The sequence below is a fragment of the Roseburia sp. 831b genome, assembly GCF_001940165.2.
Taxonomy (GTDB): Bacteria; Bacillota; Clostridia; order Lachnospirales; family Lachnospiraceae; genus Roseburia.
The window spans coordinates 1,004,395-1,029,931 of record NZ_CP135162.1 but is presented as its reverse complement, the minus strand read 5'-3'; the positions used below and the strand labels follow the sequence as shown (position 1 = coordinate 1,029,931).

Here is a 25,537-nt window from a genome sequence, read left to right as displayed (position 1 = left end):
ACTTTGTTTATTATACCGTTTCTGGGCATTTTTGTACATCATTTTGCAAATGTTTTTTGTGTGATTGACTTTTTGGGGATGGCTTTTTATAATAGAACTACAAAATGGAACACATTCCAAATGATAGAATGAGAGGTGCCCAAATGGCAAGTAAAGAAGATCTTCAGAAGAACTTAAACACAGACGATGACGCCGATATCTGCGTTACCCTGGATTTGGATGATGGAACTCAGGTAGAATGCGAGATTTTAACGATTTTTGATGTTGGAGAACAGGATTATATTGCACTGCTTCCACTGGATGAGAAGGGAGAACCAAACGAGGAAGGTGAAGTTTTCATCTACCGTTACTCCGAGGATTCCGAAGGCAATCCGAACTTAGAAAACATTCAGGATGATGAGGAATACGAGGCTGTTTCCGATCGTTTTGACGAATTGTTAGACGAGGCTGATTACGAAAAATTAGCCGACGATGATGAATAGGTTTTTCCTATAACAAAAAGATGCCGGATGGATTTTTTTCCATTTGTGGCATCTTTTTTTATCAGCTGCAAAAACATTGTTTGCTGCATTATGATTTGAAAAATGCAAAGCTTCCTACTCCACTTTTTTAGCATTTGCTATCTTCGACTCTTTTACAAATCTGGAAATCTCCATCTCCTTGTTATTGAGATTCTGCACAGAAAAAATATTTAGTTCTTTTTTTGCTCTGGTCATACCAACATAAAACATGCGGCGCTCCTCCTCAATATCCTGGTCTAACACCGCCTTTTTGTATGGCATCAGTCCTTCATTGACGTCCACAATGTAAACCGTTGGATATTCTAACCCTTTTGAACTATGTAAGGTTGCAAGGGAAACACTGTTTTCATTTTGATTTTGTATTCTGCTAAGACGCTCTAATTCTTTTCCATATTCTTCAATGTGATTAAACCAGTCATCATACGTCTTGTATTCCTTTGCACCGGCTAAAAGTTCTTCTAACACTTCGTACAAATCATCTGGGTTGATACGACGGTAATCTGCATATTCTGCGCAGAAATCGTCATACCCAATTCCTCGCCTGATATAGTTAATCGCTGCATACGGACTCATCCCGGAAAGCATTTTGATATCGTATTCCAACCGTTCAATCCGTTCCCGAATCCATGGCTGCTCCTCGTAAAACCATTCCCAGACATCAAATGCAACCGTCTCTTCATCCAAAGAATCTCTGCTGATATAACGTTTCGGGCGGTTCATAATCTGCAAAAAATCACGGCGCAGTCTGCTTCCTTTTGCAATGCGGATATAGGCAAAAATATCTTTTGCAATCCAGTGTTCATAAAGGTTTGGGATATTGTCCTTCGTCCGAAACGGAATATTATACTCCATCAACTGCTCCATCAAAAGTCTTGGCTGTGTGTTCGTCCGAAACAGAATCGCAAAATCAGAGTATGATGCTCCCTTTTCTATCTGTTCTTGTATCTCCCAGATAATCTTGGAATTCTCCTCCTTCTGGCTTTTAAACACTGCGTATCGCACTTCATCCATCGGTTCCTGGAATGCCTGGATTTCTTTCTGATACCGTTCTTTGTTATAGCTAATCAGATTGATGGATTGTTTTACCACATTTGCCTGCGAGCGGTAATTGGTATCTAGTAAAATCTCTTTTGCATCCGGGAAATCGTCTTTAAAATGAAGCATAATCTCCGGCTTTGCACCACGGAAACGATAGATGGACTGGTCGTCATCTCCCACAATGAAAAGGTTGTTCTTCGGCTGGGCAATCATTTTGATGACATCAAACTGGATTTTATTGATATCCTGAAACTCATCAATTAAGATATATTGATACTTTTTCTGCCAGGCATTCAGATAATCCTTGCGCTCCTTGAACAACTCATAGGTATAGACTAGCATATCGTCAAAATCAATCAGCCTTCCCTGGTGAAGCCTTTCTTCATAGAGACGGTAAATCTTACGAAACACTTCTTCTGCGCAGTTTTTTGCATAATAATGTGCCAGATCAATCCCAGAATTTTTGACGGTACTGATTTCTCCCAAAATAGAGGTGATAAATTCCGTCTCATCCTCATATTCCAAATACTGTCTCTGGATGATTTCACGCATGAACTGATACTTTTGGTCTTCCCTTATAATATTGGACGCAGAATAATGATAGGCGTGTTTTAGGACGCTAAAATACACTGCGTGAAAGGTTCCAAACGTGACCTGACAAGAATCGGTTCCCATCAGTTTTAAAAAACGCGCCTTCATTTCAAGTGCAGCCGCTTTCGTAAATGTGATGACTAAAATGTGGGAAGGGTCGATTCCATATTCTGTAATCAGATATTTGGTTCGTTCTGTGATGACAAGAGTTTTGCCCGATCCGGGACCGGCTAATGTAAGACAAGGACCATCCTTATGATGAATGGCCTCTTCCTGAGACTTGTTAAAACTCATTGAATATTGTTCTCCTTCTAAGAAAGAAATAGAAAGTGCAGACTGCACTTTCTATTTAAAATACTTAATTTGCATTGCTTAAAAGTTCAATACCTTTTTTGATTCTGCGAATGGATTCTTCTTTTCCAAGCAATTCCATCAACTCTGTTGCACCTCCCGGTGTCATCTGTTTACCGGAAACAGCAGTACGGATTGGCCACATTACATAGCCGTTCTTTACCTCTTTTTCTTTTACATAGTCGCAAAGTGTTGCATACAAAGCATCGTTGCAGTAATCTTCCTGTGCCTCTAAGATTGGAAGAACCTCTGTTAACACCTGTAAAGAAGTCTCTGCATTGGTCTTCATCTTCTTATGTGTATACATAGCAACATCATACTCTGGAAGTTCCTCTAAGAAATCAATATGATCTTTGATTTCCGGGAATACCTCGATTCTTGTTTTTACCATTGCTGCAATCTTCTTAAAGTCCATATCTTTTGTGATGACTTCTTTGATGTATGGAAGTGCCATCTCATAGAATTTATCAAAATCCATCGCTTTGATGTACTCACCATTCATCCATTTTAATTTTGTGTAATCAAATACAGCCGGTGATTTGCTGATTCTGTGATAATCGAATTCTTTTACAAGCTCTTCTAATGAGAAAATCTCACGGTTATCTTCCGGGCTCCATCCTAAGAGTGCGATGTAGTTTACAATTGCCTCTGTCAAAAATCCCTGATCTAATAAATCTTCAAAAGAAGAATGACCACATCTCTTAGAAAGCTTCTTGTGATTTTCATCGGTAATCAGTGGCAAATGAATGTATACCGGTGATTCCCATCCAAATGCATCGTATAAACGCTGATATTTTGGAGAGGAAGAAAGGTATTCATTTCCTCTTACCACGTGTGTAATGTTCATGGTATGATCATCTACAACGTTTGCAAAGTTATAGGTTGGATATCCATCGGATTTGATTAAAATCATATCGTCTAACTCAGAATTTTCTACTGTAATATCTCCATAAAGTTCATCATGGAACGTTGTGGTTCCTTCATTTGGAATATTCTGTCTGATGACAAAAGGCTTTCCGGCTGCAAGGTTTGCCTCTACCTCTTCTTTGGATAAAGACAGACAATGTTTGTCATAAATCATAATCTCTTTTCCATCGACAACCTCTGTTTTTAAGGAGTCTAAACGCTCTTTATCACAGAAACAATAATACGCTTCGCCTTTTTCTACTAACTCTTTTGCGTATTTCATGTAGATTCCGGTTTTCATACGCTCACTCTGTACATAAGGGCCTACTCCACCATCTTTATCTGGTCCCTCATCATGAACCAAACCTGTTTTCTCCATCGTACGATAAATAATATCAACCGCACCTTCCACGAAACGCTCCTGATCTGTATCTTCAATACGAAGCATAAAGTCTCCGCCTGCATGTTTTGCAATTAAATATTCATATAATGCAGAACGCAAATTTCCTACATGCATTCTACCGGTTGGACTTGGTGCAAATCTTGTTCTTACTTTACTCATATCTATTCTCCTAACTTTTTCAAAGGACGCAGCTTTCTGACGCCTCTTCCTCTTTGTATACAAAACCTTACGATATTATATAACAATTCTTATCATCTGACAAGATAGGAAGTCCACAGAAACCTTTGCCCACTTAAAATATTTTATGTGGAAGAAAAAGGGGCTGAAAAATCAGCCCCTTTCGCAATTGTCTGCTCTATGCAATTTTTTTACAATTTGCATACCATTATAAATTGGTAAAGATTGTGGTCTCATCATGAAGTGTTGTTACAATCTCATGGTTGCGATCCATGTTCTTTAAGATATTATCAAGGTCTGTTACCAATACCTGCGTACTGTTTGCCGCTCCGGTTACACCTTCAACACCTTCGTCAATCGCTGTTGTGATTGTCTGAATAGAATCTGCAATTTCATTCATTGAATTTCTTAAGGCATCGGTCTTATCCGCAAATTCATTCATGACCGTCTCAACATGGGTTGCGTCATCTTTATACTGTCCACCTGCAGTAACGAAGTTCTCAAACTCTGGCAAAATACTTTCATTCATGTAAGCTACCAGACTCTGTGCGTGGTCTGCAAGATTATGTACAGCTGACGTTACTACACTGTTGATTTCCTGAATACGGTTTGCAGTCTCACGGCTTGAATTTGCAAGTTCTCCAATCTCCTCTGCGACAACGGCAAATCCTTTTCCTGCCTCCCCTGCCCTTGCTGCCTCAATGGACGCATTTAAAGCAAGAAGGTTTGTCTGTCCGGAAATATTTAAAATATCGTTTGTTAAATTATCAACCTGGTCTACACTCTTACTGTCTTCAATCGCCTGATTCAATACAGACATAATCTGATTTACTTTTTCACTTGTCACAGCCATATTTTCTTTTGCTGCATTGCCCATCTGATCTGCACGGGCACGCATCTCTTTGGAATATGCATTCATCTCAGATGATTTGTCCGAAATCAGATTTACTTCAACACGGACGGATTCTGTATTCTCATTGATTACCGTTGCATTGCTTGCCACTTCTTCCATTGTTGCAGAAAGCTCCTCTGTTGCAGCTGACAAATCAGAAGCGCTGTCGTTTGAAGTTCTGACATTCTCACGAACTTCCGTCACAACAGTGTTCATCTCTGTGGTATTACTTCCTAAGAGTCGGAAAATATGCTGTAATTTCTCAATAAATAAGTTGATACCTGTTCCAAGCTCCGCAATCTCGTCATTGGATACAATCGGAACTCGTCTGGTAAGATCTCCTTGCCTTTGATCAATTTCATGAATAATATCCGTAAGTTCTTTTTCTGTTTTCTTAATTGGTTTCACTACTTTTCGAATAACGATAAGAACTGCAACCGCCACAGATGCAGCACTAACCAAAATATTGAGAATGCTTGCCACAATAGAAGCATGATATACCATTGCTAACGATGTTCTTCCTTCATCAGCCTCGGCATTGATTTCTTCTTGGATAGTCGTAATATTCTCCTCAATCGCTTTTCCATAGTTTGCAAGGTCATTATTTGCAAGGGCATATGCATCCGACGTCTTATTATTAGCACTGTACGCCATAAGCTGTCGGATGGTTAATTTAAAGTTCTCATAGTTATCTAATAGATTGTTATAATTCTCTTCCGTCTTACCAGACACATGTTTCTGATAAGAATCCAGATAACCGTCTAAAACTTTTTCCTGCTCATTGATATCATCTACAATCCCAATCATGGTATCAAAATCTGTTGCAATGATATGAGACAATGCCAATTTATGAATATCCTGAGCTTGTCTTTGTATAGTGCTAAGTTCTGCAATACTGACCATGTAATCATCTGCAATTGCAGACGCATTCTTATTTACTTTTTGAATATTTGTCAACGAAAGCAGATTTGATAAAATCGCAACGAGCCCCAATACCGCAACCGGTATTAAAATCATGTTGCGAATGCTTCTTTTCTTTTTCATGATGCCACCCCCTTATTTTGCATATGATGCTGTAATTTCTTTTACCATTTTATCCATGTATTCCTGTAAATCCATACCGGATGGATTTAACGAAGCCATTGTCGTTCCAAAATCCGTTACCGGATTCCAATAAGCCTCTCCGATACGCTGCAAACTGGAGAACTCTGCCTGCTGCATTACTGCCTGAATGGCAGGTGCCTGTTTGACTGCATCCGATTCAGAAGCTTTTTTATTGGATGGACCCTGTCCACGCTCTTCGAAACGTAAGGTCTGATTCTGTTCATTTGTAATCCACTCTGCAAGCTTGGATGCCCAGTCTACATGTTTGGAATATGCATTCACACCAACTATCTTATAACCGGAGAAAGAAGACATCTGAACCTGCTGTCCTGCGCAGGTGTAAGTTGGAAGTTTGGTAGCTCCCATACTGTCTCCCCACACTTCTTTTAACCCATTCGCATCCCAGACACCGCTCACGCCTGCGATTACACTTCCGTTCTTGACACCTTCGATGAAATCTGAATCTGTCATATTACCAAATCCCGGATTGGCTGCAATCGTAAGCATGGCATTTGCAACATCCACACCCTTAATCTGTCCATCTGTTGCATTCCAGGTACAGTAATTTGAAATTCCATCATCATTTAATCCCAGTTCCATACCAGTATTGCCAAAGAAGGAATACAAATACCAGCCGGATGTCCAGTCCATTGCAACCTTCTTGCCATTTGCTGCTGCAACATTTAACATCTGATCAAGTGTCTGCACATCTTCATCTGTAAAATAATCTTTATTGTAATACATAAAATATCCGTTGTCCGCCGTCATTGGATATGCATATAACGTATCATTTACGGTAGATGCCTCAACTGCAGCCTCAAGATTCTCAGATTTTACTGTATCATCATCCTCAACCGGCTGTAACACACCTGCCGCAACCATTGTCTTTAACTGGTCATCTGCAAAGGTAAATACATCTGCCCCTGACTGGACATCTCCAAGCAAACTATCCTTACAGGTTGACTCACTCTGTGCCGCAACCGTAATATCAAATTTTGCCACTCCTTTGTATTCCTCTTCAAAACTCTGTACCATCTTATTCAAAAGATCTTGGTCTTCCTCAGCTCCCCATACGGTTAAAGAAACTGTCCCAGAGTCACTTTCCTGCGACATCTGCTCTGTGGAATCCTGTGGATTGACAGACTCTGTTTTCTCCGTCTTCCCGCATGCGGTTAACCCTAAGCATAACATCGCCGTCAAAAAAATAATTTTCTTTTTCATACTATACCATTTCCTTTCGAAATTATCGATAAATTTTATTATAATTATAACTACAAATAGTACTTTCGACAAGTTTCGTTTCATACTTTTGACAGATTTTGCACTAATACAACGAAAAAAGCTATGGTGCTTTCTCTCTATGCCATGATAGAAAGAAAGCCCAAAGCCTTTTCTTTTATACCAGTTTCTGATTTTATTTTTTATGTTGTCCGCAAGAGGAGCATTGTCCGCTACAATGACCACAGTCCATACATCCCCCATTTTTTCTCTTTTTCCAGCTATATCGGATGACAAGTATCAGCCAAAAAAGCAGAAAAAGAAGCACAAACCAGTCCAGCCACTTCATTCTTTAAAACAAGCCTCCTATTTGATAAAACAAGAATGCAATAAACCATGCAACCGTACATTGTAAGCAGACAATCAAAACTGCCTGCCATGTTTTTCCCATCTCACGCCTGATTGCAGCAATTGCGGCAACACATGGCGTATAGAGTAAGGTAAACAGCAGGAAACTGACCGCAGAAAGCGGTGTAAACATGCCACCAAGTGTTGTACTAAGCTGTGATGTCGCAGTTCCTGTCAAAACGCTCATGGTACTAACCACTGCCTCTTTTGCCGTAAATCCGGTAATCAGCGCAGTGGAAACTCTCCAGTCTGCGAAGCCTAACGGACGAAATACCGGCGCAATCCACTGCCCAATCAAAGCCAGCAGACTCTTTGAACTGTCAGACACAACATTTAATCTTGTGTCGAACGTCTGCAAAAACCAGATGATAATTGTCGCGACAAAAATAACAGTAAATGCACGTTCAATGAAATCTTTTGCCTTATCCCACATCAACTGTCCGACGCTCTTTAGGGACGGAAAACGATAATTCGGAAGCTCCATCACAAATGGAATTGGATTTCCACGGAAAATTGTCCGGTTCAAAATCAGTGCGGCAAGAATACCAACCACGATTCCTGTCACATAAAGCCCTATCATGACAAGTGCCTCATGTCCCGGGAAGAAAGCCGCTGAAAATACGGCATAAATTGGAATCTTTGCCGAGCAGCTGATAAACGGAGTCAGCATGATGGTCATTTTACGGTCACGTTCTGAGGATAACGTTCTGCTTGCCATAACGGCAGGAACCGTACAACCAAACCCGATTAACATCGGGACAAAACTTCTGCCCGATAACCCGATTTTTCGCAAGGATTTGTCCATCACAAATGCAACACGCGCCATGTAACCGGAATCCTCTAAAATCGACAGGAAGAAAAACAGCACCACGATAATTGGAAGGAAACTTAACACGCTTCCGACTCCCGCAAAAACACCATCAATCAAAAGACTATGTACCACCGGATTCATTCCATATGCCGTCAGGGCATTATCACATACCCTTGTCAATGCATCAATACCTAGCGCAAGCAAATCGCTAAGTCCTGCTCCAATCACGTTAAAGGTTAAAAAGAACACCAAAAACATAATTGCTAAAAACATTGGAATTGCAAGATATTTATTTGTTAAAACACTGTCAATCTTTACGCTTCGTCTATGTTCTTTACTCTCATGACATTTTTTTACAGTCTTTGAGCAGACTTTTTCAATAAAGGTATAACGCATATCTGCTAACGCAGCATTTCGGTCCATGCAATGATCCTTTTCCATCTCCTCGATGCTGTGTTCCATCATCTCAAGCTCGTTCTGGCTTAATTCCAGTTTTTCAATGATTTGCGTGTCGTTTTCTACAATTTTGGTTGCCGCAAAACGAGGTGACATTCCGCTTTTGATTGCATGGTCTTCCACCTGATGAGACACTGCGTGAATACAACGGTGCACAGGACCCTGCTCACAAAAATCAAGCACTTTCGGATAAATCTTCTTTTTCGAAACGGAAACGATTGCCTGAATCAAATCTTCGATTCCTTCATCTTTTGCCGCACTGATTGGAATTACTGGAATTCCTAACAGCTCCGACATTTGGTCATAATCAATGGAACCTCCGTTTCCTCGCACCTCATCCATCATATTGAGTGCTAAAACCATTGGGATATGCATCTCTAACAGCTGAAGTGTCAGATAAAGATTTCGTTCAATATTTGTTGCATCCACAATGTTGATGATTCCATCCGGCTTCTCGTTTAAGATAAAATCCCTTGTCACAATCTCTTCGTTCGTGTAGGGACGGATGGAATAAATACCCGGAAGATCCACAACTGTACAATTTTTTACAGAACGGATTTCTCCCATTTTCTGATCCACGGTTACCCCTGGGAAATTTCCTACATGCTGGTTAGATCCGGTTAACTGATTAAACAGCGTTGTCTTACCGCAATTCTGGTTTCCTGCTAATGCAAAAATCATAACGTCTCCTCCGCCTCTACCTCTATTTTCTCGGCATCCTCTTTTCGAATGGTAAGCTCATATCCCCTTAACCGAATCTCAATCGGATCTCCCATCGGAGCCACTTTCTGCACCTTTACCTTTGTTTCGGGAATAATTCCCATGTCGAGCAGACGGCACCTTAGTGCGCCTTCGCCTCCGACTTTTGTTATGATAGCCTCATCACCAATTGGCAAATTATTCAATGTCATACTATTTACTTTCCTTCTTCTGTTTGTTATTGAGAGTTATTCTCAACTAACTAATAGTAGTATATCGCCCTCAATTTTTTCTGTCAATTAAAATAACACCGTTCTTTTTCACAAAAAAAGATGCTCCAATAATTTGATATTGGGCATCTTTTTGATAATCTTTCTCAAATTCGATTGTATTGTGCTATTTGCAGTTAAAACACGGGCTGTCAAAGTCAGGATTGCAGACATAATAGTTTCTGCTGTCCAAATCATCCTGAACCATGCGAAGTCCTTCACCAAAACGCTGAAAATGAACCACCTCACGTGCCCGCAAGAAACGAATCGGGTCACAAACCTCCGGATCTTTTACCAGACGCAAAATATTGTCATAGGTAGTTCTCGCTTTCTGCTCTGCTGCCATATCCTCGAACAAATCCGTAATCGAATCGCCTTTTGACTGGAACTCGCATGCATTAAACGGAACACCGCCTGCTGCCTGTGGCCAGATGCCAGCCGTATGGTCCACATAATAAGGGGCAAATCCGGCTGCCTCTAACTCTTCCGCGCTAAGACCCTTGGTAAGCTGTCGTACGATGGTGGCGACCATTTCGAGGTGGCCGAGTTCTTCGGTGGCAATATCCGTCAACAACCCTGCCACTTTCCGGTTCGACATACTATACCGCTGCGACAGGTAACGCATAGACGCACCCATTTCTCCATCTGGACCACCTAATTGCAGTAACAGATAATACAAGAAAAAGCTAGTAAGTTCACTAGCCTTTTCTTGTATAAACATCTATTTCTCTATATCACTTCTATCCATTTCCGAATAGCACCAAATGTCTGTACCTGATACAAATTCACCATCTTCGTCATACTCATTTTCTTCGACAGAGTACTCTGTCACGAGATAATATCCGCTCATTTTTTTAATATCTGTTTTGTATTTTTTTAATGCTGCCTTAGCATCTTTTAAACTGTCGAATGATTGGAGAAGCTCCGGATCAGTGTCAGCCTCGGCGCACCCTGGTTGAATCTCTTTTCTATTTTTATATGAAATTTCTACTGTTTTCTTTATAAGTTCAAATTTTTTCATTGTGGCATCCTCCTTATATACAATCAAATCCTTTACTGGCAGTTTTGTGAGTTTACAAATTGTGTTTAGAGAATCAATTGAAATTGATTCATTGTGTCTAATCCTCGTGATTACTGATTCTGGGAGGATTTTTTCACGTCTTAACCGAGTTGTATTATATCCGGATTTTGAGAGTTTTTTCAAAATATCTTTGTAAATAATCATGCTTTTTTTCTCCTTTAACTCTTTCTTAACAGCAAACACTCTTCGGGCACCAAAATGAGATTGTTCCAAAATCTGATACAGCATTGATAAAGTATGCTTTTGCGGTTTCTTTTATAGCCTTCATATCTGCTAATGAAATGACATATCTTTCGTTCTGGTCGAAGTTCTTTTTTAAAAACCAATCTGCAACGGCTTTAATCTCTTTTGAAGTTTCTTTTTTTTCTACGGATGAAGAATTTCTTCTAACTTCTTCTTTTGCTACTTTCCAAGCTTCTTTTAAACATTTTGCAAAACTCCAAAGATTTTTTTTATAGTTAAAATTCTGTGATTTGTAAACTTCCCATGCTTTTTTCATAATCTCCGCTCTGTTATATCTCATATCTTTTACCTCAGCTTTCTGTGTATTGCCTTCCTTGTTTCTAATATTATAATACACCTTTATCAGTGTATTGTCAATACATTTTTACACTTTTTTCAGTGTAATCGAAAGGTTAATACAATACAGACAACTATATTGTAATAAACAAGATTAGCGTACATGCACTATCTTTGTTTATTTCCATCGGGGAATTCGCTCCCGGAGAACTTGATTAAAAGTCAAGATGTCTTTCCTTTATTTATAGGAACTTGAACACAATTCGTGGACATTTTGCGGACATTATGATTTCTTCTTTACTCTTTTGTCCTCGTTTGGAACAAGTTCATTAATCATCCAAATACTTCCGACTTTATGCGCCGGGAGTGTTCCTCTTGTTGCTCTTTGTCTCGCATTGTCAGGGGCGACGTGGTTTTTTCGCGCCCACTCTGACAACGGAATCTCTCTTCCAATCACTTCGCCAGTCTCTTGCTCAATCGTAAATTCCGAATGAATCTCCTGATCTATCTCATACTCCAATTCTGTCTCGATGATGTCATACGCCTTAGCTAGTGCATCGGCTCGTTCAGCTTGCCAACCGTCGAAAATCTCTTTGTACTTTTTCAATACATTCAATGTCACATATAAGTCGGCGTTAGTGATTCCATCGTCTATCTTTTTCTCCATACCTTATTTTTAATCTCCTTTACATAGTTAAATTTTTGTGCTAATATTGGAACGAACGTATTATGCTGAGTAGTTGTTGGGTCCCTGTTAATGCTTGGTATATTTAATTCAAAGGCTAGTGTTTATCACTGGCCTATTTTCGTACCTTCTTAAATGCTCCCGTCACTGTGACCGATGTAGGGGCGAACTCTTTTTCAAACTTTTCGTATTCCGAAATTGAATCGAACTCTTTTTTCTCGATTGCTGTGTTGTCAATAACAACTCCATAATCACTTATATCGACAATCACTTTGCTGTCGTGCTCGTAAACTACTGCGTTTTTCTGTGTATTCTTGTTTTTTAATGTTTTTCTAACTTTCATGGTTCCTACCTCCGTGTGGATTGCTTATCTCTTTGTTGATAACATAATAATACGTTTTCGTATTAATGTCAATACGTTTTCATATTATTTTTTAAATTTTTACACATAAAAAAGAACCGGGGCGATATGCTCCGGTTCTTTCATCTTTTCTCCCTTATTTTATGTAAACATTTCCCTGGTAGTATGCAGCCATCCAGCCGGAAGGTGTTCTAATCCAGATGTCATTGCCAACACGAGCCACTTCTTTACAAGTGACAACCGTTCCTTTGTCCGGCGCACCGTCCTTGTCCGCATCATGGTTTTTCGCATCTGCTGAAATCTGGCTACGTGTCTTTGCTGGATACTTTGTCCCAGCGCCGGTTCTGACTTTCAATTCAACCTGTAACGTGTATGTCTTTCCCACTTCATAAGTCGGTACATCGGATGCATCTGGTGCAGCACCGCCAACCGTCAAATCTTCAAAGGACACGTCCAAATCCACATTTCCATTTACACCATCTACGGAACCAGTCGAAGTATACTGCCATGCTTTCACACCATTGAGATTAACTGGGCTGTACTCGTCTGCCGGCATCTGACCATTATTTGAACCATACCGAGCAATCCAGAACGGGAAGTCCTGCAGCTCCGCCACATTTAATACATTGTCGTACCAGTCTTTATTACAATAGATTCCAACCGAGTACCCGGCATTAATAAGTACATTCGCTTCGGCTCGGATAATCTGCGTTAACATTTCACGACCGACACCACGAATCGAAGCATCTTCCATGTCAAGCCATACTCGATACGGCACTTTACGACCGCTTAGTACAGCTACGATTGCGTTCGCTTCTGCCACAGCCGCTTCAATGGTCTTTGCATAGACGTAACGATACACGCCGATGATTAATCCGGCTGCGGATGCTCCGGCATAGTTCTGTTCGAATGCACCCTCTACCTGGTTGCTCTTGTTCGTCACTTTTAAAATTGCAAATGTAATACCTGCTGCCTTGACTTTCAACCAGTCAATCGCACCCTGCCATTTTGCTACATCAATTCCTTTTCTCATATTAATTTTCCTCACTTTCTTTAACGTATTGAATCGATTTATTCATTTTGTCCGTCCTCCTCATTTTCGACACTCCCACTGTCCCGCAACTGTAAAAGGACATCTTTTAATTTTTGTGGAATTGGAATAAACATTGCAGCATTTTCCAAAATGCTCAATGCCTCATTGCAAATATAAAATGTGCTCACAACTTCCCTTAATGGAATAGTATTTTTTAACAAAAGCTGAATCTCATAAGCAACCGCAATCACGATAAACATCACGATTTTTTTCAACAGTCCTTTGAACCCGATTTCAGAACTTAACGTTTTCGTGTAAATTCCACGGATTACCCCTGTTGAATAGTCTGCACATGCCATAAACACAAGGGTTTTTAATAGCATGTCCCAGCCACCGAGAAAGCCTGCAATGACTCCGCCGACGATTCCTACATAAATACTGATGTGATTAAAAAGTTTTTCCATAAATCTCCTTCCGGCTTCTAGCCCTCAATGGCCTCTCGAAGCTCTTCTTTTTCTTTTTCTGATAAACGAGGGTAACTTGTAAAGATTTCTTCCAAAGTCTCCCCGTTTTCCATTCGGTTCTTAATAACACGGATCATGATGTTTTTTACAGCTTTACTCATCGTCTTCACCTCCGAACATGATTTCTGAAATGGCATCGTCCTGCTCTAACTGTGTTTTTTCAAGCTTTACAATACGCTGTTCAATATCTGTCTGAATTGCAAATTGCAGCGTGACGTTTCCTTCTGAATCCACATTTGCAGATTTAAAAGTCAAATTTTCATAAATTCCATAGGGCTCTGAATCCTCTTTTTCGGAGACTTTTAATGAAGTCTCATTCCGATATTTTTCAACCATGGTCGAAATCTCGCCATTTTCAACCGTGACAGATATCGAATTAATATCTGGTGTAACTTCTGCCTCTAACTTGTCAGAGGCGATTAAAACAATTTCTTTCATATTTTTTCCTTCTTTCTTTTATTTTTTTATGTAAAAAGCACCCACACCGGATGGTGAGGATGCTTTTTATAATTTGTGTGTTCGTTTTGGCTAAACGAAAGTTTAAGTAACGTTTCTGCTTCTGTAAACCAAGAAGCTGTTGACCGTAATGCAGAAGATGTCAAGTTGGCTGCTTCAATCGCTGAAGTTGCAACATCCGTCACCCAAGTGGCAAATGCTGCTAATGCTGCAAATACAACAGCTCTATCAGCAGTTAAGGCAAGGACAAAGAATGTTACTGTTGCTGTATCGAATGGTATAGCAACTATTCCATTTTCTGCAATAAGTGAAGACATTGCAGTATCTAACTATGTCGATTCTATAGTTGATATATTCAGCTCCAATGACCACATGATTTGTAGAAAATGGCAAAGCGGAACGAATATATATGCTTTTATCAGAAATTATGATGGAACAGTGCTTACGTCTGGTAATTTGACATTCCAAGTAACTGCATTTATTACGATGTAGATTATTCTTTAGCCCATGTGAGCCAAAAACTCATTGTTGCACTACTTGTAAGTCCATCAATAATGAGTGTATATCTACCGTCATTACGCTTATTTATACCTTTAACAAAGTAGCCTGAATCGTCACGGACAGTGTGAGCACTAATTAAAGTATAGCCTGACTTATTTACTATAGCGTAATTTCCATCAGTAGATGCAGTGTATAGCTCCATTATAAGTTTTTCTTGTTTAGCGTCAGCTCTTGACTGTGCATCTGTTTGAATGTCTGCAATGCTGTATCCACCAACAGTTCCAGCATTTCCAGCAGATGTAGCATAATTAACAGATTGAGAACCAATATTACTTGTGTTTATAGCGGTAGAAGCATCTTGCTTTAATGCTAAATTGGTGTTTAATTGCGTTAAACTTTCGTTTATCCTCTCCTGCTTATTTGCAAGTGTGCCTTCTATACTCGGATTTGCCTGTACAGCATCGATTGAATACTGCCCCTCTTCCGTTATCGCACTACTGTTACTGATGCTCTTCAGGCATCCCGTATACACCCATTTCGCTTGGCTGGCATCACCGGCACTTACACATCTGTAAGTGTTCCCGGTCGCCGTGTTGAAATAGCAATCATTGACAAGTGCATCGGAGATTCCAGAAGCATTAAATACAGTCGGTGAAGTGTCAGTTCCTGTGATTGAAGTTCCCTGCGTCCACTGGCTTCCTCGTGTTCCTGGCGGACCTCCATTAAATTCCCCTGCCTCAAGTCTTCTGTTAATGTCTGCGACTGTATCTCTGCAATCTTTCAATGCCTTATCCAATGCACTGTACTCGTTCGACGATAAAACATCCTCATCTGACACTGCAGCGCTTTCGACAACTAAAATAAATGATAGTGTTGATACTCTCTGTGTGTCAGTAAAAAGTACTACATCCACTTTGTGCCTTCCAGCGAATAAAAGCATCTGCTCGTCTTCCACAATGACAATCTTGTTGTTTGAAATTGTACAATCTTTGATGATTCCTTTTCCATCCGGTTTCTTCATTCGAACCTGTGCCGTGACACCGTTTGGAATTTGAATCACTTTTCCATACTCTGATATAAGGGCTGATATTGTCCTGGTTGACTTATCGTACTGCTTCGAAGTGACCTCTACGAAGTTGTTATTGTACAAATCAAGCACGATATCCGTATTTGAAATATTAATATCGCTCATGATACCTCCTACTCTGAATCGACGATTTCCTGTGCGAAATCATATAGCTTTGTGATTAAACTGTTTACATCATCATCCACGACAACACGGCTTGTTCGCTTGTTATCCTCTGTGATGACGCCCTTTTCGTCAATCTCTGAATGTGTGATACAGATTTTCTGCATACCATTCACATTTAAAAGTGCAATGCTCGTGACTTTTTTACTCATAATCTATTAAATCCTCCTGTTCTCTCTCTAAAAATGAAAAAACTTCATTTTCAATATCCGAATCTTCTACACCGATGTTCCTGTCCTCTTCAAGCCTCAAATCTTCAAAATTCAACTGCTTTGCCTTGATTTCCCATGAAAATTTCAAACCAGGTGTTCCTTTGACGGTAAAATGCTCTGGCGAGCGATTTTCAACCCAAATATCGCCTTCACCATATTTGGTTAGGAAAACACTGTAATGACATTTTGAAGTATTTACAGTCTCTGCGAAAATGCTGTCGAGATAAACGATGCACTCTCCGCTCTCGTCCATATCGCCCTCTCCGACATCACCAAATAACGGTGAGGGGAGTTCATAGCAATACATCAAGCGGTCGTTGTAATTCTCTGTTGCAGCAAGCCTTGATTTTGTACCAGTGCAGGTTAACGAGCCTAGTACTTCAAGATTCTGCATTTGAACATACTCTCCAAATTTTCCAGAGTATTCCTTTCCGTCTACGATAATTTCTCCAAGGACTTTTGATGTATATCCTTTTCCAGCCCATACTTTTCGACATCTGGTCAAATAAGCTGACGACTCACCATATATATCACCTGATTTTTGATAGTAAAAAATGCCACCTGCACCAACTCTTGTAAATGTTCCATCGCCCTTCTGCACCATCAAATTGCATGGGTTTTTCGTTACATCGTCGGTTCCAGGATCTATCACAATGCTGCCACCTGTAATCTTCGCAGACGATGATGTGATTGCCCCTGTGATATCTGCATTGCTCGCGTAGAGATTCCCATCCGCATCAACAATAAACTTGCCATTTCCATTATTAAAACGAATTCCTGTGATGGTTCCGGCATTAATCCAGTCTGCATTAATACCGATTGCATTTAATACATTCACAACCGCATTTCCTGACGAATCTATTCCGGCATTCCACGTCTTTCCTCCATCCGTGGAGACGGCAAGGGCATCATTGACGATAGTCCAAACCGTAGAGGATTCTTCCAATTTAGGCTTGTTATGCAGATAGTACTTATAACTCCCGTTTTCAGAAACCTTCTTTGTGTAGAAAACACCTAAACTGTTTTCGATGAGTCCTGCTATCTTCTGAACGGACTCATCGTAAGCGGATATCTTAATATCCGTGTTCCGATTTGTCTCTTCCCTGGATGCTGACAGAGCACTTTTAAAAATCGTTTTCACATCTGTGTTATAATTTCCAAACGTTATCGTCTTTACCTTCTTTGAAATGCAATTGTATGTGTACGACTGCACATTCGCATCGATTGAACAAAGAGGATGCTTTATACGGATTACATCATTAATACAAAGCTCCTGCGGAACATCCGCTTTGATTTCATATGAAATTTGCGGATATTTGTGTTCGTCCAGATATTTTTTCGCAAGAGTTCTCAATGTCTCCTGCCTCTGTTCCAACGTATACTCGTTATCATTTTCGTCCTGCTCCGGCACATCAAACGATACCGTCCTGGTGTATGGAATCGGATACGAAATATCTGACGTCAAGTATAGTTCTGGGAGAAGCAACTCGTTACTTCCAACCGGAAGGATTTTCGTACAGACTTCCGACCAGGATTCAACCACTTTGACGCCCTGCGAATTTTTTCCATATACAATAGAGAATCCATTGTCTCCACCAACCTTTTCAGGTGACAAAACTCTGATATTAAACCCCTCTACATCAAATAGAATGTCAAATTCTTCCTGCGCTCCTTCAAAAGCTTCTAAAAGATTCTTTCGAATGAAGTAACGAGTTGCAACTCCTTTTGCTGTTCCACTGATTTTAAAAGGGCTTTTTATGTCTGTCCTGTCGTTACACCACTGAACGAATGCGACAGGTCCCAAGTCAGTAGGTCTGACATCGGCAAGCATGTAACGCTCTGCATCAAACAAGACATGATTTGCTGTAAACGAAATTTTCCTGTCTTTCTTTTCCGGATCTCCGATACGAAATGGCTGCGGTCCTTTTTCTTTTGTCTCAACAAGCACGATTCTGTCTTTCACGATTAAATCTGCATATTCCGTTGAAACTTCTATGCTGACCGACCATCCGTTCAGAGAGATTTTCTTGGTCTCAACACAGCTCAACGGTCTAATTGTACCGAGACCGTTTGTCCTGAATTCTTTTTCTGTGGAATCAAAAATTTTAATCATCAAATCCACCTGTCTTTCTTCTTTATAAAGACTTTTGCCTTTCCACTGTGAAAAGTAATGCTATTCACTCCTGGATGGAGTGTCGGGTATTCAAACCCAATGTAAATACACTTCGGCTTTGTCTCTTCCATCTTCTCACAGTCAATTTCAATCTCACCGTCAGAATCAAATGTGACAGCAAATCGCACATCATTAACAGTCAAATCAACAGTTCCCGTGCCGACAAGCTTTATCAATGGTTTTGATTCAACATTTCCGGCATTTAAAACGGTGTCTGTGACTTGCATGTAAGCATCTTTCCTGTGCCAATATGGTTCAAAAATGAACGTGATTTCAAATTGATATTTAAATGGACCGTGACGCTCAAAATCAATGTCAGAAAAAATATAAGCCTTTCTGTATCTTCCCTCATACTCAAAGATTCCCTCGCCATCCAGCCAAGCCTTCACATTGTCAAAATTGTTCTTCCGAAGAAGTGTCGCTTTCACTGTCATTTCTATATTTTTTCGATTGAGCGGCGTCATGATGGAACCGTCCATTCCATCAATCTCCACACTCTCATGATTTATCGCAGATTTTGGAAAAATGAGCTCGTCGTTTAAAACGACACCCATCGAATCACTGCTTTTCCCATTGAAAATAAACACTATGTAAATACCTCTTTTCTTAAAAGGTCAAGGACAAATTCACCGACTTTTTCGTCATCAAGGACTACGGATGGATTTACAGTTCTTAGGGCTTTTATAAATGCATTGTAAAATACATCCCCAAGTCCATCTTTAAGAGCCTGTATAAGCTCGACATTTGATTGCGCATTCACTTCACGCATGTAGGCTTTCAAGTCTGTTAATGGTGCGACAACTTCCTTGCCGGCCTCTCCACCACCTAAAAGTGAATTGCCATTTGCACCAAATATAGTCGGTTTGTTCAAGATACCTCCGTTCGCATACCAGTCGACATCAATCGTTGGCACTTTCAGTGGATTTAAACTAAACGAACCTGTGGCACTGAAATGTGGCAGCTTGAGTTTTGGAAAATGCCAGTCGAAATCGAAAATTTTTTTTATACGTTCAATTGCATTGCGGCAAGCTTCGTGTGCCTCATCCATCTTCCCTGACACATTTGAAACCATATTGCTAAGCTTTCCACCTGAAAAAGTGTCAACGAATGTAAAACCGGTTTGAAAAGAACCCTTAATACCTTCAATTGCTCCTGCCATGATTCCCTTCATGCCTCCACCTGCCTCGTCGTATGCAGATTTCATATTTGAAAGATTTTGCTTTGCGGATGAAAGTGCTGCGGATAATCCGCCATTTGTGATAGAATCGACGTTGTTGTAAGTTTCAGTGAATTTCCCCTCTATATTCTCTTTCACATTTTCTACACCAGATGCAACTTTTTCTTTAAAAGATTCGATTCCACCCTCGATATTTCCAGGTAAATCGTTAAAAAATCCGTGAATGACTTCGAACCCTTCTTTGAGTTTTTCGATTTTTTCGGCAAACCAGGAGGAAACTATTTCCCATAAATTTATCCAGAACTGCCGGAATCCTTCGCAGTTGTTCCATAAATAAATAAATCCTGCAACTAATGCTGCGATGGCTGCAATAATTAAAATGATAGGGTTTGCCATAAGCACACCATTAAATGCAGCAAATGCACCTTTTGCAACCGAAATTGCAGATTGTACTTTTAAAAGCATTCCGGGGAGCTGCGACATTAATAGCAGAATCTTTGATGCTCCGCCACAAATCTGTCCTACAATCATGATTACTGGTCCTATTGCTGCTATAAACAAGGCTATTTTTAAAATCATCTCCTTCTGTGACTCTGAAAGCCCATCAAACCATTCTTTTAAAGATTTAATGCTACTGCAAAAATCATCGATGATTGGTGCTAACGATGATAAGGCAGTATCTGCCAAATCAGACCCGACAATTTTCAATTCATTAATAGATGCCTTAACTTTGTCTGGCCCATCTTGCATTGCTCCCCAGGTTGCATCAAGAGTTCCTCCGGAATTTTCTACAACATTCATGAATTCTTCAATGCTGAATCGACCACCTTGAATAGCGTCCGCTAGGTCAGGTCCCGCCTTTGCACCAAAAGTTTCAATTGCTAAAGTTGTCGCTGATGCGATATCAGGACATTTTGCAATCTCATCCAAAGTATTTTTAAATTCGACTTTCGCATCTTTCCCAGCAGCAGACCAGTTCGAGATAGCCTTTTTCATACCGGAAAAAGCAATCTCGGTATTAACACCAGCCTTTTCCCATTGTGAAAACATTGCAATGCTCTCTTGAGTTTCAAATCCCAATGCTCGCATTGGTGCTCCGTACTTTGTCAACAACTCTGTTAAATTGTCAATTGCAATTCCACTTCCCTGTGATGCTGCCGTTAAGGAATCAAGAACTGACGAGTATTCAGATGACTTTATTCCTGCATCGCCCATGTATCTTGACACATTTTGAATTGCAGACGATACATCCGTGTTGTTTACTTGTGAGAACTCAAGGAACTTCTTAGAGCAATCTTCAAGTGTCTGTCCTGTGAATCCAAATCTGGTATTGATATCCGCAATTGAAGTCGATACATTGGCAGCGCTTTCGGGAAAGTTACCATAAACATTATCAAAACTGTCTTGCAGATCATTTAGAGCGTCACCAACTGCTCCAGTTCCTGCAGCGATTCCATCATAAGCATTATCGAGTTCAACCCATGCTGCACCTGCAGCCGCAGCGGTTGCAGTAATTCCTGCTGTAAGTGTTTTGGAAAGTGTTCCGCCTACTTTTTTTGAAACCTCACTTACCTTATCAAGCTTTTTGGAGTACTCCTCTAGTTGTGCTGCACCACTATTAATCTGTTTGGTAACTTCCTCCAAGCCTTTTTGATAGTAATTTAACGACGCCTGCGCACTGTTTAATGCCTGTTTTGTTTTTGAAATAGCAGCCTCATCTTTATTCTCTGCGCTTTCCTGCGCTGCAAGGATTTCATTTAATTGTCTAACTTTTTCTGAATATGAATCCGTCTGGTTCGTCAGATACTCTTGTCTATCCTGCATCTTTTTTAGCGCAGACGTATTTTTATCCCATTCAGATTGCGCTAATTTAAATGCTGTCCTATTCTCATTGATTGAGTTGTTGACATCCGATAAAGACTTTTTAAAGTCAACGGTTCCATCTGTTTTAAAAACAAGACCAACCCTTTTCATTCCATCGTCAGCCAATCCGGATACCTCCCCTCTTTTCAATTTCCATATATTTTTCTAAACATTCATTAAAAAAAACAGGGCATGAGCTCCAAAATTCTTCTTCACTCATCCCCATTTTTCTAGCAGCAACCATATAAGAAGCCCAATCAATGTCTATTTCATCATCTTCTTCATATCCTGTTTGGCTTGCTGTTTTTTTTTAAGAGTTTTGACCTTCTCGCCAAATTCATCAAAAACCTCTTTTATGTCGTCAATATCCATTGGTGTGAGGATCATTGCCTCATCCATTGTCACATTTCTGCCGTTTGAGCGCAGGATGACATAGATGAGTCTGGCTGCAACTTCCATGTTTTCATCATCTGTCATGTCCTCTTTTTCAATGAAATTTTGTAATTTCATCTTATTCATGTAATATAAAGTGGCGAAGTTTACCTTAACATCAAGGACTGTTCCATCTGTCAGGTGTATTGCTTTTTCGTCCATTCTCTTATTCCTCGCTTTCTGTTGGCTCCTGCTCTACAGGAGTCTTGCTAGGGTGTTGTAACTTTCGTTAAATCTGCCTGTGTCATGATGACCTGACCAAAGAACTTGTCCTCTGTAAGATTTTCCGGGAAGTTTACGTCAGAAGATACCTTTGCAACAATATCCCCATCCGAATTAAATGGATATGCGGTGATTTTAATGGTATCTGTCTGCTCTGACGCTTTATCTTCCTTAGTAGAAGTATCATCCGAATTTTCAGAAAGCTTGCATTTTGGGTACCAGTCGTACCGTACTTTTCCGCCTTTTAACTTAACGACTTTTCCATATGCGAAAAATGGTCTTACCCGGTTTCCACCTGATAAAATTAAACCACCCTCATTGACATTATCTCCTCGCATTTTTGCCAATGTATCATCCGGGAAAGCGATGACTTCTGTCTCGATGTCGATGGTTGATGTTGCGGTGTCGGAATCATACACTTTTCCAGATGCGTATGTATTTGAAGTTTCGGCATTCTCCGTGATTTTTACAGATTTTACAACCTCTGTTTTTTCCACACTATCTTCAAATGTGGTTGTAAAATCGTTGTTTTCATCCATTTTGTTGAAGCACACATATTGTGCCCCAACCGTTTCTTTGATTGCAGGTTTTTTTGTTGAAATGCTCATGATTTTCCTCCTTAATCGAACTTTAATTTATGAATCATTAATTTGTAATACTTCTCTTTATTTGTGTTGAATAATGGGGCTAAATGAGCATGTGCAGACATGTTTTTTGTTCCGCGTTCCACCATTGGGCCGTAATGCTTGCCCCAACCAACTTCAATTTCAGAGCCGTTTTTTCTCCATGCAAAAGTGCTTACTAGATGTGTGTATCCAGGTGCGTGAATCTTGCTTTTAGGCTTTGGCAATGCCAAAAGGTCTTGTACAAATTCCTCTGCCCCCGTCTGAATTACCTCAAGCGCTTTTTCTTCTGATACTGTCTTAGAATATTCTTCAATCATTTTTTGAAAATCATCTAATCCAGAGTCAAAAAATGAGATTTCTTCATCGTGTCTACTCATATTAATCCTCTTCTATCTGCTCTGTGACTTCTAAAGAGAAATAGGAATGGAATACACGGTCTTCTTTCACGTATTCACCATATATTTGCGGGAAAAGTCCTTGCTCTCGAAGTTTTCTTCTCAAATCTTCAAGTGAAGAATCTCGCGGTCTTTTTGAGAAGTGACTAATCTGATATGTGACTTGAGCCTCATATCCTTTGCCTGAGGCTGTGCGGTCTTGTAAAATATAATCCCAATAAACTATCCTGGGATAAGCTCCCTCGTTATCAATGCTTGTCACACCCTCATTTACCGCGATTTTTTCTCCATCCTCGTCGACTACGGAATGAAGAAGTTTGTCAAGTTCCTGCTTTGTCATTCTTCGCAACCTCCTTGATTTTTCTTTTTGAATCAGGCTTTTTCAATGTGATTTCAGTCTCCCGAAATCCATTCTTGTCTGATACATGTGTCGCATTGTAAACCTCATGTTGTTCATTTTCGCCATTCATAATAACAACGCAATGACTATCAATTCCCTTGTACTGTGGAATTCGGATTTTAGAAGTGACCTCCACGTTTCCCTGACTAAGTTCGTACCGTGTTCTATCGAACACCGAAAGTTCTCGATACCAGATTTTCACCCCTGTGCTTTCAATGTGTTCTTCTGGAAAGCTGGCTTTTTCTTCCGTTTTTATTTTGAATATTTCGATGAATCCATCTACATACTCTGGAATATTAATCTTACTCATCTGATACACCATCCTCTTCTTGAACTGGAATCTCTGTATTCATCTGCCACGACAAAATCATACTCGAATAATTGTGCTCAAATTCATCAATCCGATGGTGAAGCGCATAGTATGTGTAATTTTTTAACAAACTTCGGTATGTTAAATCGGTCTCAATATCACACTCAACGTTTAGAGCGCCAAGATAGGCTTCTCCCTCTTTCGCAAAACGTTCTAGCGATGCATCAGGGAAGTACGGTGGAATCTGAAAGTCTTCCCTGATTTCGATTACAAGATTTTTTAATACACCTTGCTCCATGATTCCACCTATCCTTTCAAAGTTTTATTCAGATGCCTTCGGTGTCGTCACCTGGTTGACCGGAAGCACATATTCTTCCAGTTTTGTAATATCAAATACAACTGCTGTATTGTCATCAACGGCTCTGCCGTTTGCATAGCAGTTTGCAATGATTAGATCAGCGTTTTCCATTGCTTTTGTCTGGTCGTACTGTGTAACTCTTACACCCGTTGTTCCCATTGTGTAATATCCGGCAATTGTAAAGATTCCTTTTCCCTGTGGAACGTTTGCATCTGGGATTTTTTCAATATCAACAAATGATTTGTTCACATATCCACCTGTTAAAGCCTCGCCATACATGCACGGGTCAACATACTGTGCTTCATCTGCCGGATTGCAAAGCAGATAGAGTTTATCGACGGTACGCTTTCCATTGTCAGTCAATGTGACTCTTGTTGCAGCCAAGCCTTTTGGGCTGAATTTTGTAATGTCATTTTTGACAGTTTTTGCTTTGTTTGTGCCGTCGGAGTTCGTGGCATTAATCTGTCTCATGATACCGATTGGTCCTGTCTTACCGTCTCCGTCTAAGAAACCTTTTACAAGACCGTCCTGCATTGCCTCTGATAAGATAGCCATGAAGTATTTGTCGACAAATTCCATTGACAATTCAGCGATTGCTTTTGGAATCACAAGATAAGCGGACAGCATGTGAAGCTCGATGTTTAAAGATGAAATGCTTGCGGACAACTCGCCCTTAATGGCATCTGTAATCTGCCCCCATACTGCTGCACCTGAATGACTTGCAACAAGCCATTTCTTCACATTCGCTGGTGCCATATTAACAAGTTTTAAAATTGGGCTGGCTTTTCTCACATCATCCAGTGTCCGGTCGATGATTTCGGTTGGAATAATATCAATCTGTGCTGCCGTGATTGACTGCTTCAAATCTTTGAATCCTGCATAGAACTTCTTTTCATTCTCGGACAGGTTGCGAAGACCGAGTGTTTTCTTGTAATCAGCATCCCTGGATGCTCTTTCACTTTCAGCAACAACCTGATTGATAAGGTCTGCATTTACAGCTTCATTAATCATTTCGATTGACTGCATGATGGCATCCGCTTTCTGGTCTGCAGGTGCACTTTCTAACAGCTGCTTAACTTCATCTTTTACTTCCTGTGATAAATTCTCAATTCTCAT

Annotated in this window: 28 protein-coding genes and 1 pseudogene; 2 read left to right on the top strand and 27 right to left on the bottom strand. The window is 40.2% G+C overall.

Translation table 11 applies throughout. The features are described 5' to 3' along the window. Positions 1 to 143 precede the first annotated feature (143 nt). Positions 144 to 482 (top strand): DUF1292 domain-containing protein, encoded by a 339-nt coding sequence (locus tag BIV16_RS04710; protein WP_075679112.1) that lies wholly within the window; start codon positions 144 to 146, stop codon positions 480 to 482. Positions 483 to 596: 114 nt separating this feature from the next. Here BIV16_RS04710 and BIV16_RS04705 read toward each other — a convergent pair whose 3' ends face one another. From BIV16_RS04705 to BIV16_RS04635, 15 genes and pseudogenes are all read right to left on the bottom strand, one after another. Continuing rightward, positions 597 to 2,444 carry an ATP-dependent helicase gene (locus BIV16_RS04705; protein WP_075679113.1) on the bottom strand — a complete coding sequence of 616 codons (1,848 nt, stop codon included), beginning with the start codon at positions 2,442 to 2,444 and terminating at the stop codon, positions 597 to 599. Between the two features lie 64 nt (positions 2,445 to 2,508). Beyond that, on the bottom strand, positions 2,509 to 3,969 hold the full coding sequence (gene gltX, locus BIV16_RS04700; RefSeq protein ID WP_075679114.1) for a glutamate--tRNA ligase: 1,461 nt from the start codon (positions 3,967 to 3,969) through the stop codon (positions 2,509 to 2,511). Between the two features lie 226 nt (positions 3,970 to 4,195). Continuing rightward, complete coding sequence (locus tag BIV16_RS04695; RefSeq protein ID WP_075679115.1) at positions 4,196 to 5,923, bottom strand: methyl-accepting chemotaxis protein; 1,728 nt, start codon at positions 5,921 to 5,923, stop codon at positions 4,196 to 4,198. 12 nt (positions 5,924 to 5,935) lie between these two features. Beyond that, positions 5,936 to 7,204, bottom strand: coding sequence for an extracellular solute-binding protein (locus BIV16_RS04690; protein WP_075679116.1), 1,269 nt, complete (start codon positions 7,202 to 7,204; stop codon positions 5,936 to 5,938). Between the two features lie 193 nt (positions 7,205 to 7,397). Then, positions 7,398 to 7,550 carry a FeoB-associated Cys-rich membrane protein gene (locus BIV16_RS15800; RefSeq protein WP_083625017.1) on the bottom strand — a complete coding sequence of 51 codons (153 nt, stop codon included), beginning with the start codon at positions 7,548 to 7,550 and terminating at the stop codon, positions 7,398 to 7,400. 3 nt (positions 7,551 to 7,553) lie between these two features. Further along, positions 7,554 to 9,787: pseudogene (gene feoB / locus BIV16_RS04685) on the bottom strand (ferrous iron transport protein B). 184 nt (positions 9,788 to 9,971) lie between these two features. Further along, positions 9,972 to 10,565, bottom strand: coding sequence for a manganese catalase family protein (locus tag BIV16_RS04675; protein WP_075679119.1), 594 nt, complete (start codon positions 10,563 to 10,565; stop codon positions 9,972 to 9,974). Then, on the bottom strand, positions 10,566 to 11,069 hold the full coding sequence (locus tag BIV16_RS04670; RefSeq protein WP_075679120.1) for a helix-turn-helix domain-containing protein: 504 nt from the start codon (positions 11,067 to 11,069) through the stop codon (positions 10,566 to 10,568). Between the two features lie 25 nt (positions 11,070 to 11,094). Beyond that, complete coding sequence (locus tag BIV16_RS04665; RefSeq protein ID WP_075679121.1) at positions 11,095 to 11,448, bottom strand: hypothetical protein; 354 nt, start codon at positions 11,446 to 11,448, stop codon at positions 11,095 to 11,097. Between the two features lie 279 nt (positions 11,449 to 11,727). Continuing rightward, positions 11,728 to 12,111, bottom strand: a complete 384-nt coding sequence (locus BIV16_RS04660) for a hypothetical protein (protein WP_075679122.1) — start codon at positions 12,109 to 12,111, stop codon at positions 11,728 to 11,730. Between the two features lie 133 nt (positions 12,112 to 12,244). Then, positions 12,245 to 12,472 carry a hypothetical protein gene (locus BIV16_RS04655; RefSeq protein WP_075679123.1) on the bottom strand — a complete coding sequence of 76 codons (228 nt, stop codon included), beginning with the start codon at positions 12,470 to 12,472 and terminating at the stop codon, positions 12,245 to 12,247. 154 nt (positions 12,473 to 12,626) lie between these two features. After that, positions 12,627 to 13,523: a GH25 family lysozyme gene (locus tag BIV16_RS04650; RefSeq protein WP_075679124.1), complete on the bottom strand. Its 897-nt coding sequence runs from the start codon at positions 13,521 to 13,523 to the stop codon at positions 12,627 to 12,629. Positions 13,524 to 13,561: 38 nt separating this feature from the next. Continuing rightward, complete coding sequence (locus BIV16_RS04645) at positions 13,562 to 13,987, bottom strand: phage holin family protein (RefSeq protein WP_075679125.1); 426 nt, start codon at positions 13,985 to 13,987, stop codon at positions 13,562 to 13,564. Positions 13,988 to 14,004: 17 nt separating this feature from the next. Beyond that, positions 14,005 to 14,148 (bottom strand): hypothetical protein, encoded by a 144-nt coding sequence (locus BIV16_RS04640; protein WP_159435906.1) that lies wholly within the window; start codon positions 14,146 to 14,148, stop codon positions 14,005 to 14,007. After that, on the bottom strand, positions 14,141 to 14,485 hold the full coding sequence (locus BIV16_RS04635; protein ID WP_075679126.1) for a hypothetical protein: 345 nt from the start codon (positions 14,483 to 14,485) through the stop codon (positions 14,141 to 14,143). The genes BIV16_RS04640 and BIV16_RS04635 overlap by 8 nt, the downstream gene beginning before the upstream one ends. 75 nt (positions 14,486 to 14,560) lie before the next feature. On the opposite strand from BIV16_RS04635, the gene BIV16_RS04630 reads away from it, so the two are divergent. After that, positions 14,561 to 14,995, top strand: coding sequence for a hypothetical protein (locus BIV16_RS04630; protein WP_075679127.1), 435 nt, complete (start codon positions 14,561 to 14,563; stop codon positions 14,993 to 14,995). Between the two features lies 1 nt (position 14,996). On the opposite strand, the gene BIV16_RS04625 is transcribed toward BIV16_RS04630, so the two are convergent. The 12 genes from BIV16_RS04625 to BIV16_RS04570 all read right to left on the bottom strand — a co-directional run bounded on the left by BIV16_RS04625 (position 14,997) and on the right by BIV16_RS04570 (position 25,537). After that, positions 14,997 to 16,196, bottom strand: coding sequence for a BppU family phage baseplate upper protein (locus BIV16_RS04625; RefSeq protein ID WP_075679128.1), 1,200 nt, complete (start codon positions 16,194 to 16,196; stop codon positions 14,997 to 14,999). Positions 16,197 to 16,204: 8 nt separating this feature from the next. Next, entirely contained in the window at positions 16,205 to 16,405 is a 201-nt protein-coding gene (locus tag BIV16_RS04620) for a hypothetical protein (RefSeq protein ID WP_075679129.1), read from the bottom strand. Beyond that, positions 16,398 to 18,578, bottom strand: a complete 2,181-nt coding sequence (locus tag BIV16_RS04615) for a phage tail spike protein (RefSeq protein WP_075679130.1) — start codon at positions 18,576 to 18,578, stop codon at positions 16,398 to 16,400. The genes BIV16_RS04620 and BIV16_RS04615 overlap by 8 nt, the downstream gene beginning before the upstream one ends. Continuing rightward, a complete protein-coding gene (locus BIV16_RS04610; RefSeq protein WP_075679131.1) occupies positions 18,578 to 19,225 on the bottom strand; it encodes a phage tail domain-containing protein in 648 nt (215 codons plus the stop codon). Before BIV16_RS04610 ends, BIV16_RS04615 begins: the two co-directional genes overlap by 1 nt. Then, complete coding sequence (locus BIV16_RS04605; RefSeq protein WP_075679132.1) at positions 19,225 to 21,804, bottom strand: phage tail tape measure protein; 2,580 nt, start codon at positions 21,802 to 21,804, stop codon at positions 19,225 to 19,227. The genes BIV16_RS04610 and BIV16_RS04605 overlap by 1 nt, the downstream gene beginning before the upstream one ends. A 138-nt stretch (positions 21,805 to 21,942) precedes the next feature. Continuing rightward, entirely contained in the window at positions 21,943 to 22,272 is a 330-nt protein-coding gene (locus BIV16_RS04600) for a hypothetical protein (protein ID WP_075679133.1), read from the bottom strand. Positions 22,273 to 22,319: 47 nt separating this feature from the next. Continuing rightward, positions 22,320 to 22,940, bottom strand: coding sequence for a major tail protein (locus BIV16_RS04595; RefSeq protein WP_075679134.1), 621 nt, complete (start codon positions 22,938 to 22,940; stop codon positions 22,320 to 22,322). A gap of 11 nt (positions 22,941 to 22,951) precedes the next feature. Further along, positions 22,952 to 23,335, bottom strand: a complete 384-nt coding sequence (locus BIV16_RS04590) for an HK97-gp10 family putative phage morphogenesis protein (RefSeq protein ID WP_075679135.1) — start codon at positions 23,333 to 23,335, stop codon at positions 22,952 to 22,954. Position 23,336: 1 nt separating this feature from the next. Continuing rightward, entirely contained in the window at positions 23,337 to 23,693 is a 357-nt protein-coding gene (locus BIV16_RS04585) for a hypothetical protein (RefSeq protein WP_075679136.1), read from the bottom strand. After that, positions 23,674 to 24,063, bottom strand: a complete 390-nt coding sequence (locus BIV16_RS04580) for a hypothetical protein (protein ID WP_075679137.1) — start codon at positions 24,061 to 24,063, stop codon at positions 23,674 to 23,676. The genes BIV16_RS04585 and BIV16_RS04580 overlap by 20 nt, the downstream gene beginning before the upstream one ends. After that, a complete protein-coding gene (locus BIV16_RS04575) occupies positions 24,056 to 24,361 on the bottom strand; it encodes a hypothetical protein (RefSeq protein WP_075679138.1) in 306 nt (101 codons plus the stop codon). Before BIV16_RS04575 ends, BIV16_RS04580 begins: the two co-directional genes overlap by 8 nt. Before the next feature lie 24 nt (positions 24,362 to 24,385). Further along, positions 24,386 to 25,537 carry a phage major capsid protein gene (locus BIV16_RS04570; protein WP_075679139.1) on the bottom strand — a complete coding sequence of 384 codons (1,152 nt, stop codon included), beginning with the start codon at positions 25,535 to 25,537 and terminating at the stop codon, positions 24,386 to 24,388.